The sequence below is a fragment of the Propionigenium maris DSM 9537 genome (assembly GCF_027925155.1).
Taxonomy (GTDB): domain Bacteria; phylum Fusobacteriota; class Fusobacteriia; order Fusobacteriales; family Fusobacteriaceae; genus Propionigenium; species Propionigenium maris.
The window spans coordinates 113492-129643 of sequence record NZ_BSDY01000003.1 but is presented as its reverse complement, the minus strand read 5'-3'; the positions used below and the strand labels follow the sequence as shown (position 1 = coordinate 129643).

Sequence of the window (16152 nt, the reverse complement as noted above, 5' to 3'; positions counted from 1 at the left end):
AAGAGAAGGTCTTACTTAAAAACGGTCCTGAATCTGTCCATAACTTCCTTTACAGTAAGTATCTCATTTATCTTCCATACATCCTTTCCAGCAAAGAAAATTCCTTCCTCGTGGTCACCCTCATGTCCCATAACAAGTCTTTCATTTACACAGAATGTTCTCGTACACTTTTTCAGACAGTTGTGGCATGAAGTTGGCTTTTTAGTTGCAGCCTCCAATACTTTATTCACGTATGGAGAAACTATAGCGTTTGCTGGCAGTCCTGCAGAACTTGCTATCTCAACTACGTCGCCCTTCTTGGCATTTACATACATATTTTTAAACTCATCGCTAACCTCGCACTCCACTGTAGCGATAAACCTAGTTCCCATCTGTACTCCATCGGCTCCTAGGTCAAGCATTCTCTGAGCATCTGCAGGCTCGATAACTCCTCCAGCACCAAATACAGGGATAGAGATGTTAGCAGCGATCTCACCGATAATATCCCAAGAATCCTTTTCAGTTCCCAGGTGTCCACCTGCGTTTCCTCCCTCTACTACTATTGCATCTGCTCCAAGTCTTTGAGAGATCTTAGCAAGCTTTAAAGATGAAACGATAGGAACGATAGCTACTCCAGATTCCTTACCTACCTCGAAGATATCTCTTGAGAATCCAGCACCACACACGATCATATCTACTCCGGCCTCGATGGAAGCCTTAGCAAGCTCCATAAAGTTTGAAGCAGCTACCATGATGTTAACACCCAGAGCTCCTCCCTTGTTTACGATTTTATTCTTAGCATCAATTATCTCTTCCTTAAGCTCAGCAGGTGTAAGACCAGTTCCCGCAATAAGTCCTACTCCACCTTCATTGGCAACAGCAGAAGCAAGTCTTCCCATAGATGCCTTTATAGCCATTCCCCCTTGAATAATAGGTAGATCTATCTCTAAGTTTCCAATTTGAATTGACATAATATATTACCTCCTAAATAGTTTACACTATATATTATAACGTATGTAATTTAATCCTATATATATTATGACATATGTAATTTTAAAAGTAAAGAGTTTTTTATTCCTCTCCCTTTAAAAATAAACTTAAAACCGTTAAAGTCATCTGATGAGGTGAAGAATTGTAGAAAATTTAAGGTTTTTAAACTGTTGACTGTGACAATAATTGGGCTTAATATTTTAATATAGAAGCGGTGATATTTAATGTATAGGTGTTTTTTTATTTCATTTAAGATCTAGGGGAGGAGAAAGGTGAGAAAGTGTAATCTGTGGCCTAAGAATGCAATGGAGTTTAAAAAAAAGTTTCAGGAGATGCCCTATGAAGTTTGCTGTCTCATGTCCCAGCTGTGTGACAAGAGAGCTCTGGGAATCGATTTCCAGCAGGGGATACTCTACCTGGAAAAGAGTGATGATCTGCCCATCTTAAAGGAACTCTTGAGGGATAGGATAATATTACCCCTGCCCAGGGAGGAGAGGTGGGGGACCGAGCTCCGGGGTAAGGAGTGCTTCAGATACCTCATAAACCCCTATATGTTTCAAATAAAAACCGACCTGGAATCTACAGATTAATCTATGAATTTAAAACCCTTTTTCAGAGGAATGGCCTCCTCTCTAAGAGGGTTTTTATAGTTTTGCCTCCCTCAATGGTCTTTAAATAAGTCCTTTCCTAAAAATATTGCCTGGAGGAAAAGAGGAAAGGGAGGAAAAGAAGATATAAAAATATTAAAATACTAAATACAGTTGAAGGGATGAATTATGAGAGTTCAGGAATATTATGAGAGGATAAAAGATAAGATAGAAAGAGTGTTTACACTGCTGAAGCTAGAAGGGAGCTGTAACCTCTCTCTTTTAACCATCGATGGCGAGAGGAGGGAGGTAGAGGTCTACAGCAATACCTATAATAAAAAGGATTTTGAAAACTTTTTTTCCATGACGGAAACCTATCAAAACCTAAATAAACTTATGGAGCAGATGGATACCTATAACTTTGTTCTGGAAAATACCATTAGGAAGATTAGTCCGGAGAAGACTCACTTCTTTATAAGTCCGGAGATTGGAGTGGAAGAGAAGCTCTACTACCTAATGCTGGATATAAGCAGCAAGGACTATAACAAGTGTATCCACAATAAGCTCCGGTTAAATTATATAGAGGGGCTTTTAGAGAAGGTATTTAAGGATTTCAGGAGTACCCTGGAGTCCTTTTTGGCTGGAGAGGAGGTCCACCACCTGGAAGCGGAGGAACTCATTAACTTTTCCACCAAGGAGTTCTTTAAGGGGCTAAGGACGGAGCACGCATCGGAGACCCACAATATCTTTGAGGTCTTCAATAAGATATCCAACCTGAAGTATGAGAGCAGTCAGGCTAGGGGAGAGATAGTGATCGGAAGCCTGGACAGCGTGGTGATAAACAACCTCATAAAGTTTCAAAAGGATATAAGGATGGATGAGTACAGGAAGATAAGAAAGCTCCTAGAGGGAACCAGGGGGGGATACTCCCTCTTCACCGACCTAGACAGAGTATATGGTTTTATAGGAAAGAACCTTGCCAGGACACTGAAGAACACCTTTAAGCTGAAGATAATATCGGGATATCACTGGGAGCTCTTCTATGAGGATGAGAGGGTTCTTAAGATCGTAGAGGGAATACCCCACTTTGAAAATATTATCTCGGAAAAGAAGGTCTTTATAGATAAGGTAGAGAGAGTTTTTCCGGAACTTTTAAACTGGGAGAAGCAAAAACTCTGGACCCTTATAGAGGCAACCATTGAAAAGAACAGGGGGGCCCTCCTTGTTATTACAGAGGGGTGTATGGAGGAAACTGAGAGGCTGGCTATCCAGGCTACAACCTTTAAACCCTTTGAGATAACAGGGGAGCTTATCTCGAACTTCTCTAAGATAGACGGGGCTGTACTTATGTCTCCAAGGAGGATGTGCTGTGCCATAGGGGTTATCCTGGACGGTCTTATAACTGAAAAGGGAGACTCCTCCAGGGGTGCCAGGTATAACTCTGCCATAAAATACTATGAGACCATGAAATCTAAGTATAGGATGGTAGTTGTGGTAATATCCGAGGACGGTTCCATAGATATCATGGGGTAGAATTAAGTATTAAAGAATATTGAAGAAAAGTAAGTAAAAGAATAAAAAGAGTAGCGGAGATTTTTCTCCGCTACTCTTTATTTAAACTTCATATCCAGCTCTCTTGGGTTTAAGCCCTCGGTTCCAACTTCACCCTTTAACTTCTTTATAAACATCCCCATCTCATCGGCACTTCCGACTATTCTGTTGAAGATAGCAAGGTACTCAGTGAGGACGGGATTATCTACATCATAGGGATACCTTATTATATGATCGATCTCGCTCCAGGCCTCCTCAAATACTGTTCTTACCTGGATCTCTACGAGAACCTCTTCATCCTTTGAGAGGGGAACTCCCACCAGGTAGTGGACGGATCTGTAACCGTGCTCCCTTAGGATAATGTCGCAGTTGAGGTCCTTGATGTTTTCTCTCAGGGTCTCTAAGTTGTAGTCTCCCCTTCTGATATTTACCTGGGGAGTCTCCTTGGTTTCCCAGAGACGGGTAATCTCCTTGTGGATCTCCTGCCAGTCATCCTTAAAGAGGTGAAGTACCCTTATACCGATAAGGTCTGTAACGATACTTTTGTAGTTTTCCACATTGATACCCTGTTCAGAGTACTTTTTACCCTTACGGATAATCTTTTCAATGAGGTGTCTGGGTTTCTTTACCCTTCTTCTCACCGAGTGGACATTGGGAACGTCTCTGAGCTTAGAGAAGATATGCTCCGCTTCCTTTTCAAGGTAGGAAATTAAACTGCTGTAATTTAAATATATATCCTGAAGTTCCTTCCATTTAAGGCCGGTTTCATTAAAATAATCCTCTGAGATGGAGAATTCATTGAAGAACTCCTCTTTATCAAGGGGTTTGAACTTTTGCATGCTATCACCTCGCCATTTTTCTAATTGTATAATACTTTAAAGCTGTTAAAAAATCAATAAATTTAGAGGTCAATGCATAAAAGGGGCGTAAGTTTAACTATAAGAAAAGTATAGAGAAAGGGGGAGAAAGGAATGAAAAAAAACACCGAGATCATAGATATAAGCAACATGAAGTTAGTATGCTACCTCTATGGAATATTTAACTGGATAGCCCCCTTCTTAATTCAGCCTGAGATAGTAAATACCATATACAGTGTAGCCATATCCTTTGTATCTACCTGTCTATTTATCTATATAATGCTGAAGTTTAAGGGGGCTTTAAATATTATTCTACACAGTGTGAAGATGGATAAGGTGATAGGTTACCTGATCTACTTCTCCCTCATAGGGTATGCCCTGAATATCCTGGCCTTGAGAGATCCCGAGGGGATCCTCCCCTACCAGGCAATCCTGGGAATAGGTGTGGTAATCCTCTATATCGTATATGGATTTTTCCTTAAAAATCTGGATGCTCCCCTTGAAAAACTCAAGAAGGTGAAGAGTATTAACATCTATGCCAACTGTGTCCTCATATCTGTAGTTATGGCCTTTACGATTATAGGGGTTATATTCTTTATAATCCTTATGGGAGTGAGCTACTTCATCCTGGGGAACATATTTGTAGAGCTTCAGGAGCTTGAGCTGGAGGAGAGGGAATAAACTCCTTGCACTGAAGGGAAAAGACCTATAAAATTATAGTGGTGATGATAAGATGAGAAGAATAATAGAGGGTAATACTGCAAGCGGAAAAACAACAGACGCCATAAGCAGATACAACAGAATGCTTTCAGATAAAATAAGCTCCAATGAGATACTGGTTTTAGTAGCCAACAGATGGGAGAAGCTCAGGTGGCAGAGGGAGGTTAAGTACAGAAGGGCTGGAAGCCTGAATATCTACTCCTACTTTGGGTTTGTCCAAAAAGAGATAAGGGTCTATTGGCCCATGATACTGGAGAAGTGTGATCTTATAAAGAAGAAGTCTCTTCTCCCGGTGATCATGCACTATGAAGCCTCCCAGAGTCTCATGTACAAGACTGTGGAGTACTACAGAAGGAAGGGTTATCTCGATGGAATAATAGGTGAGGATGAGGGGATAGCCAGAAAGCTTCTCTCCAATATAGTGAGTGCAGCCCTCTCCAATACAAACTATCGTAGGATGGGGGAGAGAATATATGCCAGTAAACCAGAGGAGGGAAGGTTTAGTAAAAAGTTTTATGATGAGATGAATGAGATAGTAAACAGATATATTGAGAGGACCCTAGAGGAGGGGATAATCGATCAAGCAGCAGCTATCTACCTCTACTCCAACTACCTCATGAAGGATGAGAGGTATATCTCCCATCTGAAGAACAGGTATAAGTTCCTCATGGTGGATGACCTGGAGCTCTCCTCCATATCCCAGACGGATTTTATCCTGAATCTTTGTCAGTGGATGAGGGGAGTGATCCTCTATAAAAATACAGATGGCCCCCACGGGATCTATCAGTTTTCTAAAAACTACCTGGAGGAAAACCTGGTTCCTCTCTTTCAGAAGGAGAAGTTAGTTAATCAGTGTGAAGGAGCTTTTGACAAATTTTTAGAGGACTTCAGGGAGGGGCTCTTCCTGGAAAGGGGAGAGGCCAAGGGGTACTCCAATATCCATCTGGATATAGACAATGAGTATAAGAGTAAGACCGACAGAAAGATACTTAGACTTGTAAAAAATCTCCTGGAGGAGGGGGTGGATCCCAGGGAGATATCGGTGGTTGTTCCAAGGTATGATGTTACCCTGGATTTTGGTCTGGGAAGGATAGCCAGAGACCACAATATAAGATATCTCTATACCTCTAAAAATGACAAGATTACAGACAATCCAAGGGTATTTTCCCTCATAGTTTTATCCGTTCTCTTCTACAGGTTTAAGAATATCCACTTAAACTACGATGAGATCAAGAGCTTCCTTGCCCAGGTGCTGGGGATAAATATGATCTCAGCCTCAATCCTTACAGACTACCTTTCCGAAAGAAACTACACCATAAAGAGGATAGAGAGGAAGGGTGAGGTAAGGGGAGTAGCCCAGGAGATTATAGAAGGGTTAAATAAGGTGGCAGACTTTATAGAAACCACCCCAAAGGATATTCCCATAGACAAATTCTTCCTGGGAGTATATATGGAGTTTCTCCTTGCAGAGGAGGACAATTCAGAGGATATAAAGGCATGTAAGAGCCTTATAGATTCTGCCAGAAGCTTCCTGGAGGTTATGGAGAACTTTGGAATGATAAGTGACGCCAACTATGAGTTTGTAAAGTTTATAAGGGACGGTGCCAAGACAACGGAGACCCTGGATGATATAGGGGAGAAGCTGGAGGGGAACTTTCTTTCACTCTCTACTCCAAATAGCTTTATAGGAACCAAGAGGAGGAGCAGATACCTCATCATGGGGGAGATAAGAAATCCCCTCTATACCCTTAAAACCTACAATGAGTTTCAGAACCTCTGGGCCCTCAATAAGGACTGGAGGGGTGAAGTGCTCACTGGAGAGATGGAGGTACAGAAGGAGAGGGAGGAGCTCTTCTCTGTGGTTTCCAGGCTTCTGAGAAGCTGTGAGGAGGTATATATCTACGGGACCCTCTTCTCCAATAAGGGGTTTGAACAGTGGAGTCTCCTCTCAGGAGCAATAGACAGAATAGTAGCAGATAACTGATATCCCAGGGAAACCTGGGATTTTTTATTTGTTAAGGAAAGTATAGAATTTATAAAAAAATTACATAAAGTAACTTAGGTCACTATCTTTAGGTGAAATTCAAAACATTTGCCACTAATGACACAAATTAGAATGTAGAAGAAGTGGGAAGCGTCTTCACAAATGAGGTCTTTTGATTTTGTTCAATTTGGTTAAAGTACTTTTATTAAGAAAATTCGTGTAAATTCGTGGCTAAAAACTTTGATTTTAAAATTTTCTAGTAGTTATTTCTTAAGTAACAACTTATGTTAAAGTAATGAGTATCCTAACTGATTATCAGGATGCAACGTCACGTTGCTTTTTATTGGATGTATTTATAGTCAACGAATGAATTATTGGGAAATTCCTTTGTATATATAATTCAAATTAATGCAGTATGGTTTATTCATCCTGTTGATTATTAAAGGATAAACTATATTTTTTGAATGGAGCTTTTATGAAGTATACTTGTAGAAGAAATCAACTTTTGGGAGGAAGGGAATTGATAGGGGGAAAGAACAGTAGGAGATTATTTATAGTAGTGGGAGTAGTGTTTCTTCTCTTTACCTTCTTGGAGTTCAGGAGGGGGAGCGGAGGGAAACCTGTAAAGTTTGCTTATATTACCAGAAGCAGAGATGGAAAGAGCTACAATGATATATACAATGAGGAGCTCATAAGGTACTTCTCCAGGTATGCTGGCAGAAGGGTAGAGGTGGTAAAGGGAAGCTACAGCGAACTAAAATGGATGAAGGATATCGACGTTTTTATAGATTTCCCAGGGAGAAGGAAGGATGTAAAGAGGATAGAGGAGGCCAAAAAGATGGAGTACGTCCTCTATGTCAATGAGGTTCTTCCTGTGCAGGAGTATGAAGCGGATAAGAGGATAGCTCTCTTTAAGGGGGACAACATCTTCTTCAGGAATATAGCTAAGAAGTACTATACCAATGAGTATTACTATGTGGACAGTGTAGAGGAGGGGTTTAGCCTTCTGAGGGATGGGGAGGTGGACGGATTCCTCTCTCTGGAAGACCCCATCTATATGAGGAACCCCCAGAGGCAGCAGATCTCCAAGATAAATGTTCTGGGAAACTACAGCTACGATAAGACCCTCTACCTTTTGAATCCAAAGGTAGAGGCAAGTGTGGAGAAGTTTTTAAAGAGGCTAAAGGCAGAGGATAAGAAGTTTATAGAGAGGAGTACCAAGACGAAGCTCATATGGTCTCAGATAAACCTCAGCCAGGAGGAGGTTCAGTATCTGAGGAATAAACGAACCATAAGGGTAGGAGCCGACTTTGACAGGATAGCTCCCCTGGCATACTATGAGAATAAAAGGATGAAGGGGAGTATAAGTGAATATATGAACCTTTTAAGGGCAGGAGCAGGGGTACAGATAGAGTATGTGAATAGAGACAGCGGTGAGGAGATTTTAGAGAGCCTCAGGGACAACACCATAGATCTGGATGCAACCCACACCTCTGGAAGGGATGGAGAGGGGATAGTGGAAACAACCCCATACTTTTCCAGTGTAGTGGGGATATTCAGCCTCAAGGAGCGTGTAGGGGAGAATATCGAGAAGGTGTTTAAGGAATCTGGAGAGGAGGTAGGAGCAGTAGGGATAAAGCTCAGCGGGACCAGAGGGGGATATGAGCTGATAAGGGACCAGGAGATAGACGGTCTCTACAAACTTCTGAGGGATGGGGAGATCGACTACTTCACCCACAGCTACACCCTCCTAAAGCATCCCCACAACCTTCAGGGGATAAAGGACCTCAGGCTCTTTGGGGTGCTGGACAAGAAGATTGCCTTTACCATGGCAGCAACTGAGGAAAATAAGATAATTATTAATATCCTGGACAGGATGTTTAGGTATTTGGACCACGATGAGATAAGGTACAGGTGGGAGATGGATACCTCCAGTATAGAGAGGAGAAATACCTATAAGAAGTTTGTGTTTCTCTTTGGGGTAGCCCTTGTTCTCCTCCTGCCATATATCTTCATCCTTAAGATAGAGATGGAGAAGATAAAGAAGATCGAGAGGGAGCTCCAGGATACCAAGGAAAACCTGGAAAATGCCCTCAATATAAAGAGTGCCTTTCTGGCTAATATGAGTCATGAGATGAGGACACCTTTAACTGCAATACTGGGATTCAATAAACTACTCATAAGAAAGGAGGAGGATGTAAAGAAGAGACATCTCATGGAGAATATAGAGGTGTCCGCTGAAACCCTTCTGGACTTCATAAACAATGTGCTGGACCTGTCCAAGCTGGAATCTGGAAGGATAGAGCTTAAGAACAAGAGGATAAACCTGTATCAGATGGCAGATGATCTGGAGAGAATATCTCTGGGGCTAAAGAGGTCCGATGATGTGGAGTTCTGCTTTATAATAACTGAGGATGCCCCGAGATACTTTATGGGGGACGAGGTATGGCTCAAGGAGATAATACTGAATCTTCTGGGGAATGCCTTTAAATTCACTGAGAAGGGAAGCGTACAGCTGCGTCTGAGCCGTGACAAGGAGGAGCTTGTTATCGAGGTTAGGGACACAGGGATAGGGATGAAGAATTTTGAGCAGGAGGGCGAAAAGATCTTTAAAAGATATGAACAGCTTGATCTCAATGAAAACAGGGATAAAAAGGGCTCTGGTCTGGGCCTTGCCATTGTAAGGGAGGTAGTGGAACTTATGGAGGGAAGGATAGAGGTAGAGAGCGTATATAAGCAGGGAACGACCTTTAGGATAAGCCTGCCGATCAAGAAGAAGCTGGAGATCCATGGAGCTATCAGAGGAGTGAAGGTTCAGGGAGGTAGCAATGAGAGAGAGGGAGCTTAAGGGGTATCTATGTGTTTTACTGGCGGCCCTCTTCTGGGGCCTCCTGGGAATTATGGCAAACTTTGCTAGGAGCTATGGCTTAGGGGCCTATGAGACCTCTTTTATGAGGTTGTTTTTTGGCATGATCCTCCTAGGGGGAGGAATGCTCATAGGAAAGCCCCAGACCTTCAGAGTAAGCAGAAGGGGTCTCCTCTTCTGCGGGATAATAGGGATTATAAGCCAGGGATTATTTAATATATTTTACTTTACATCTATCATAGAACTTGGAATTACAGCAGGGGTAATTATGCTATACACATCCCCTGCTTTTACATTAATCTTTTCCAGAATATTTCAGGGAGCTCCCCTGACCAGGAAAAAGCTTCTTGCCATAGGAGTGACCTTTACAGGATCTATTCTCACTGTTTCAGGGGGAAGCTTTGATATGAACTACAGTCTCATAGGGATCACAGCGGGATTTCTGGCAGGTGCAACCTACGGGATCCTTCCGGTATTTAACAAGATGATCTCATCCAAGGTGGAAGTCGTAACTGTTATGTACTACAGCTTCCTGGCAGGACTAATGGTAGTAACCCCCCTTGCAGATGTAGGTAGGATCTACACCTCCCTCCTTTCAGACTATAGGGTGTTAGTTTTAGGAGTAGCTCTGGGGTTCTTACCTACAGTGGCCTCCCACTTTGCTTTCTTAGAGGCCTCCAAGAGGCTTGGAAGCTTTGAGATAAGCATACTGGCGAACTTTGAGGTGGTGGTAGCTGCTACAACGGCATATTTAATCTACAATGAACCATTGGGAGGAGTAAGAGTAGCAGGGATCGTCCTTGTGATCGCGGGAACCCTTATTCCTAGGGTATATAAAAAAAATCTAAAAAGAGCAAAAAAAGCTTGAATAAAGGAATAAAAAGGTGTATGATAAACAAAAGTTTAAAAGCCTAAACTTAAGATTAGGAGGTAGGGAGTGACTGATAGAGAGAGGGAAGTATATGATCTGATAAGTCAAAATCCCATGATATCTCAAGAGGAAATATCTGAAAAGTTGAAGATAGCGAGATCCTCGGTGGGGGTACATATAAGTAATCTCATGAAGAAGGGATATGTATTGGGTAAGGGGTATGTACTTAAGGAATCACCATATATCCTGGTGATTGGGGGAGCCAATATCGATATAGAGGGCTACCCGACAGGGAAGTTTCAGATGAAGGATTCCAATCCCGGAGTGGTAAAGAGAAGCTTCGGAGGAGTAGGAAGAAATATTGCGGAAAATCTGGCTATGCTGGATCTGGACACAAAGTTGATCAGTCTTGTGGGAGATGATTCCAGTGGAAGGGATCTGCTGGACTACTGCAAGAGAAGGGGAATAGATGTAAGCAATGTAGAGGTTGTAGAGGGGAAGAGTACCTCAACCTACCTATCCATCCTGGGAGCAGAGATGGATATGGAGGTGGCTATCTCCCACATGGACATAATGGACGGAATGGATGAGAGACTTATCATGAAGAAGCAAAACCTCATCAGAGGAGCAAAGCTCTGTGTGCTGGACACCAACCTTCCCAAGGGAGTAATAGAGTTCCTGCTAAACAACTTCGACGTTCCCTTTGTGGTGGACACCGTATCCCTGGAAAAATCCAGGAAGATAGAGGGGCTCTACCATAGGATAGATGTACTTAAGCCAAACCTTATAGAGGCAGAGTATATAAGCGGAGTTAAGATAGAAGGCGAAGAGGATGTAGTGGCAGCGGGAGAAAGGATCCATGAACTGGGGATAAAGAATATCTTTATATCCCTGGGGAAGGATGGAGTCTACTATAAAAATCAGGCAGAGAGCGGATTTATAAGGCCACCCAAAACAGAGGTTGTAGGATCTACTGGAGCAGGAGATGCATTCCTTTCAGGAGTAGTTCTCGGAAGGGTCCTGGAGAGGTCCATAGAGGAGCAGGCCATGTATGGGGTAGCAAACAGCATATGCTCCCTGGAGAGTAAGAGTAATATACCAGAGGATTTAAGCAGAAAAAAAATAGAGGAAAAATTAGAGGAGGTAAAAAGATGCAATTTTACGAAAAGTATTTAGATATAGCCCCAGAGGTTAAGGAGGCTTTAGTTAACAATCAACCAGTGGTGGCCCTTGAGTCTACAATTATATCCCACGGGATGCCATACCCTCAGAATGTAGAGACAGCTGCCAAGGTAGAGGAGATCATCAGAGCAAATGGTGCAGTACCTGCAACTATCGCTATATTAAATGGTAGACTGAAGGTAGGACTTAACAAGGAGGAGCTAGACTATCTTGGAAAGGCCGGAACTAAGGTAGTAAAAACAAGTAGAAGAGATATTCCGTTTATCATCTCAAAGAAGATGGACGGAGCTACTACAGTGGCATCTACTATGATTATTGCATCCTTTGCAGGAATCAAGGTATTTGCAACTGGTGGAATCGGAGGAGTACACAGGGGAGCTCAGGATACATTTGATATCTCAGCGGACCTGGAGGAGCTGTCAAATACCGATGTAGCTGTTGTATGTGCAGGAGCTAAATCTATCTTGGATATCGGTCTGACTCTTGAATACCTTGAGACAAACGGAGTTCCTGTAGTGGGATACCAGACAGATGAGCTACCGGCTTTCTATACAAGAAGAAGCGGGTTTGGTGTGGATTACAGACTGGATAGGCCTGTGGAGATAGCTGAAGCACTGATAGCTAAGTGGGACCTTGGATTAAAGGGTGGAGTAGTAGTGGCTAATCCTATTCCAGAGGAGTACTCGATGGACTATGATGTGATCACTAAAGCTATCGAGGATGCTGTTAAGGAAGCTGAGGAGAAGGGAATAAAGGGGAAGGCTTCAACTCCATTCCTTCTAGGAAAGATAAAGGAGATAACTGGAGGAAGTTCTCTGGACTCCAATATTCAGCTTGTATTCAACAATGCCAGATTAGCTGCTGAGATTGCTAAGGAGTACTGCAACAAGAAGTAAAGCTAAAGAGCACCCCCTAGGGTGCTCTTTTTTATTGCTAAGGAAAGTATAGAATCTATAAAAAATTTATGGGAAGTAATAAGTATTCCAATTGACTATCAGGATGCAACGTCACCTTGCTTTTTATTGTAAACTTTTTTAACTAAAAGAAGTTTTTTAAAAAAATATCCCCAATAAAATGATTATTTTATTAGTATATGGTAAAATATGTTTATATATATAAATTTAATCTACAATTAAATTTGACAAAACCAATTTTAGATAATACATTATGTGTATATATGAAACAATGGAGGGAGAAAGTGGAAAAGAAACTAATGCAAAAAAGAGCAGTGGGAGTTGAGGGATTTGCCTGTATAGCTCTGATGGGGACATTTTTCTGGTATATGACCAGCAGGATGGGAGCTATCAACCTGATAAATACCTTTATGAACACAGCTCACGATCTACTATTAAATACCGTATTCTTTATAATGGGAATAGCAGTACTTGCAGGGGCCTTTGCCTCGATACTGTCTGAATTTGGAGTGGTAGCCATCATCAACAAGATACTTTCACCATTTATGAAGCCGCTCTATGGACTTCCAGGAGCTTCAGCCCTTGGTATAGTCACTACCTATCTATCGGACAATCCGGCAGTTATTACCCTTGCCAATGATGAGGGGTTTAAGAAATACTTTAAGAGGTATCAGCTTCCGGCTCTGACTAACCTGGGAACCTCCTTTGGAATGGGGCTTGTAGTTTCAGCCTTTATGATAGCCCAGAGCAGTGTGGCAGGGGAAAGTCTTATCCTGCCTACGGTAATAGGGAATATAGGGGCTTTTATAGGAAGTATTGTAAGTGTGAATATAATGATAAGGTTTACCAAAAAAACTCATATGCTTCCAGAGGAGGAGGAACTCTTTGAGAAGGCCGCAGGTAAAAAAGAGGTTGAGATGCGTGAGGTAAGGGAGGGAAGTGTAAGCGGAAGACTTCTAGAGGCATCCCTTGAGGGTGGAAAATCTGGAGTTAAGCTTGGCCTGGATATAATTCCGGGAGTACTTATTATATGCACCCTGGTAATGATGCTAACCAACGGTGCAACTAATGGGGAGTACACAGGTGCAGCCTACGAAGGTGTAGGGCTTCTTCCATTCCTGGGAGATAAGATCTCTTTTATCTTGAGACCCCTCTTTGGGTTTAAAAATTCAGCAGCCCTGGCATTTCCTATAACTTCTTTGGGAGCAGTGGGAGCGGCTATTAGCCTTGTACCTCAGCTACTAAAGGAGGGTATCATAGGGAGAAATGAGATAGCTGTATTTACAGCTATGGGGATGTGCTGGAGTGGTTACCTGAGTACCCACGTGGCTATGATGGACAGCCTTAGATTCAGGGAGCTCACTGGAAAGGCTATATTTAGTCATACCATAGGAGGAATTGTTGCTGGAGTCTCAGCAAACCTATTATTTTCTCTTCTGGGTTAAAATTCAGTTAATAGAAGTTCGGATATAAATAGAGACCACTTAATTTCGATTAAGTGGTTTTTATATTGTTTAAAGTTTATAGGCTAGAAATTTATGGAAAAATTCTCTTTAAAAAAGGATATGGAAGTTTAGGGGTTATAGGTATCTTAGGAGGGTTTTTTACCACTGATTTACTTTGATATGAGTATAAGTTGAAGTATAATCATAGAAATACTTTTTTTAAGTAGGGAGCGAGCTACTGAAATTTATTTATACAAAATTGGGGGGATTTCATGGAACTAAAAAAGGAACTGGGATTTTTAGATGTGTTTAGTATCTCTTCTGGAGCAATGATTAGTTCTGGAATATTCATACTTCCAGGTTTGGCTTTTAGTAAGGCGGGACCAGCAATGATATTATCTTATTTTTTAGGGGGAATCATTGCCTTTCTGGGGATACTCTCCGTAATAGAGCTGACAACAGCTATGCCCAAGGCAGGGGGAGACTATTTTTTTATAAAGAGAGCCATGGGCCCCCTTACAGGTACTGTGTCGGGGATGCTCAGCTGGTTTGCCATATCTCTGAAGACAGCCTTTGCCATCTTCGGTATTGCCGGAGTAATAACTACAGCTCTCTATGGAGACGGGGTTACATCCTTAAATATGATGATAGCCTCCTTCTTGGTTACAGTCTTCTTTGTGATCTTGAATATAGTAGGGGTGGATCTTGCCAGTAAGTTTGAGGTGGCCCTGGTTGTGGTTCTTCTCACGATAATGACTGTATATATAGGGCAGGGAATAGGGAACCTCGATGGGAACTCCTATGCTCCCTTTATCCAGACATTTAAAAAGGTAGGACCGGATTTTGTAGAGGGAGAGGCATACAAGATCTTTTCCGTAAAGGGCATGGGAACCCTTCTTTCAACAACAGCATTCATCTTTGTATCCTTTGGTGGACTTCTCAAGGCTGCCAGTATATCTGAGGAGGTAAAGGATCCTGGGAAAAATATAGTTTTGGGACTCATTGGATCTATCGGTGTAATTACAATATACTATACTCTTATGCTTATAGTAACTGTGGGAAGGATAGACGATATCACCCTTGCCAACTCCCTTACCCCTATCGCTGATGCTGCTCATATATTCAGTGGAAGTATAGGGTACTACTCTATTATTACAGCTTCTATGCTGGCCTTTGTCTCCACAGCTAATGCAGGTATAATGGCTGCATCGAGATATCCCCTTGCTATGGCCAGGGATAACCTTATTCCAGACAGGTTCAGCAGGATAAATGAGAGGACTAAGACTCCGGCATTCTCAATAATTGTTACCGGTATCTTCATCTGTACGTCTCTGATGCTTCCTTTGGAGTATCTGGCTAAGACAGCGTCGTCGGTGATACTTTTAGCTTATATACTTACAAATCTCTGTGTACTTATATTAAGAGAAAGCAATATTAAGAACTATCGTCCAACATTTAAGGTGAAGTTTTATCCCTGGGTTCAGTGTGGTGTAATAGTTACCTTTTCCTACTTTATTTTGAGTCTTGGATTTATGCCTATATTCCTGTGCTTTATTCTGGCAGTGGGAAGTCTCTTTATGTATATCTTCTATGGGAGCAAGAAGTACAGCGGAGAGTATGCCCTTCTTCACCTTCTTCTCAGGGTAACTAAGAATATTAATGTAGAGCACCACCTAGAGGAGGAGCTGAGGGATATTATCCATGAGAGGGAGGATGTTAAGTTAGATCACTTCGATCTTCTTATAAAGGAGAGTAACTTCATAGATGTGAACAGGCTACTAAGTCTGGAGGAGCTCTTTAAGATAGAGGCAGAGTATCTGACAGAGGATCTCAAGATCTCCAAGGATGAGCTTATAGATCTCTTTAGAAAGCGTGAGGAGCAATCCTGTACAGCTATAAACCACTTTACAGCCATTCCCCATGTGGTGATAGACAGGGAGGATATCTTTAAGATGGTTGTTATCAGGTGTAGTGAGGGGGTAAACTTCGGTGTGGGAAGTGAAAGGGTAAAGGCGGTATTTCTCTTTGTCAGTGGAAGAAACCTTTCGAGACAGCATCTTCAGACCCTGGCCTCCATTGCCTCTATAGTAAAGAATGAGGACTTTGAGGAGAAGTGGCTGGAAGCTGAAAATGAAAACTACCTCAAGGATCTGATTCTTCTCAGTGAAAGAAAGAGATTTGATAAAAGATAGAAAGTATTAAAAAA

At 42.0% G+C, this 16152-nt stretch carries 12 protein-coding genes; 10 read left to right on the top strand and 2 right to left on the bottom strand.

Annotated elements, in window-relative coordinates; all coding sequences use genetic code 11:
- Window positions 1-11: 11 nt before the first annotated feature.
- Window positions 12-950 (bottom strand): NAD(P)H-dependent flavin oxidoreductase, encoded by a 939-nt coding sequence (locus QMG11_RS03980; RefSeq protein ID WP_281833624.1) that lies wholly within the window; start codon window positions 948-950, stop codon window positions 12-14.
- A 291-nt stretch (window positions 951-1241) separates the two neighbouring features.
- Between QMG11_RS03980 and QMG11_RS03975 the strand changes: the two genes are divergently transcribed.
- Together QMG11_RS03975 and QMG11_RS03970 are read left to right on the top strand one after the other, a co-directional pair.
- The gene (locus tag QMG11_RS03975; RefSeq protein ID WP_281833622.1) at window positions 1242-1559 is read left to right on the top strand and encodes a hypothetical protein; all 318 of its coding nucleotides are present in this window, start codon (window positions 1242-1244) and stop codon (window positions 1557-1559) included.
- 186 nt (window positions 1560-1745) lie between these two features.
- Window positions 1746-3089, top strand: a complete 1344-nt coding sequence (locus tag QMG11_RS03970; RefSeq protein ID WP_281833620.1) for a diadenylate cyclase — start codon at window positions 1746-1748, stop codon at window positions 3087-3089.
- Window positions 3090-3166: 77 nt separating this feature from the next.
- Here QMG11_RS03970 and QMG11_RS03965 read toward each other — a convergent pair whose 3' ends face one another.
- Window positions 3167-3946 (bottom strand): RelA/SpoT domain-containing protein, encoded by a 780-nt coding sequence (locus QMG11_RS03965; RefSeq protein WP_281833619.1) that lies wholly within the window; start codon window positions 3944-3946, stop codon window positions 3167-3169.
- Between the two features lie 132 nt (window positions 3947-4078).
- Between QMG11_RS03965 and QMG11_RS03960 the strand changes: the two genes are divergently transcribed.
- The 8 genes from QMG11_RS03960 to QMG11_RS03925 all read left to right on the top strand — a co-directional run bounded on the left by QMG11_RS03960 (window position 4079) and on the right by QMG11_RS03925 (window position 16138).
- Entirely contained in the window at window positions 4079-4645 is a 567-nt protein-coding gene (locus tag QMG11_RS03960; protein WP_281833617.1) for a hypothetical protein, read from the top strand.
- A 52-nt stretch (window positions 4646-4697) separates the two neighbouring features.
- Window positions 4698-6668, top strand: coding sequence for a UvrD-helicase domain-containing protein (locus tag QMG11_RS03955; RefSeq protein ID WP_281833615.1), 1971 nt, complete (start codon window positions 4698-4700; stop codon window positions 6666-6668).
- Between the two features lie 475 nt (window positions 6669-7143).
- The gene (locus tag QMG11_RS03950; RefSeq protein WP_281833613.1) at window positions 7144-9516 is read left to right on the top strand and encodes an ATP-binding protein; all 2373 of its coding nucleotides are present in this window, start codon (window positions 7144-7146) and stop codon (window positions 9514-9516) included.
- The gene (locus tag QMG11_RS03945) at window positions 9497-10402 is read left to right on the top strand and encodes a DMT family transporter (protein WP_281833611.1); all 906 of its coding nucleotides are present in this window, start codon (window positions 9497-9499) and stop codon (window positions 10400-10402) included. The genes QMG11_RS03950 and QMG11_RS03945 overlap by 20 nt, the downstream gene beginning before the upstream one ends.
- A gap of 69 nt (window positions 10403-10471) precedes the next feature.
- The gene (locus tag QMG11_RS03940; RefSeq protein WP_281833609.1) at window positions 10472-11581 is read left to right on the top strand and encodes a PfkB family carbohydrate kinase; all 1110 of its coding nucleotides are present in this window, start codon (window positions 10472-10474) and stop codon (window positions 11579-11581) included.
- Window positions 11557-12483 (top strand): pseudouridine-5'-phosphate glycosidase, encoded by a 927-nt coding sequence (locus QMG11_RS03935; RefSeq protein WP_281833607.1) that lies wholly within the window; start codon window positions 11557-11559, stop codon window positions 12481-12483. The genes QMG11_RS03940 and QMG11_RS03935 overlap by 25 nt, the downstream gene beginning before the upstream one ends.
- Before the next feature lie 302 nt (window positions 12484-12785).
- Window positions 12786-13946, top strand: coding sequence for a CD0519/CD1768 family membrane protein (locus QMG11_RS03930; protein ID WP_281833606.1), 1161 nt, complete (start codon window positions 12786-12788; stop codon window positions 13944-13946).
- Between the two features lie 272 nt (window positions 13947-14218).
- Window positions 14219-16138: an amino acid permease gene (locus QMG11_RS03925; RefSeq protein WP_281833605.1), complete on the top strand. Its 1920-nt coding sequence runs from the start codon at window positions 14219-14221 to the stop codon at window positions 16136-16138.
- Window positions 16139-16152 lie beyond the last annotated feature (14 nt).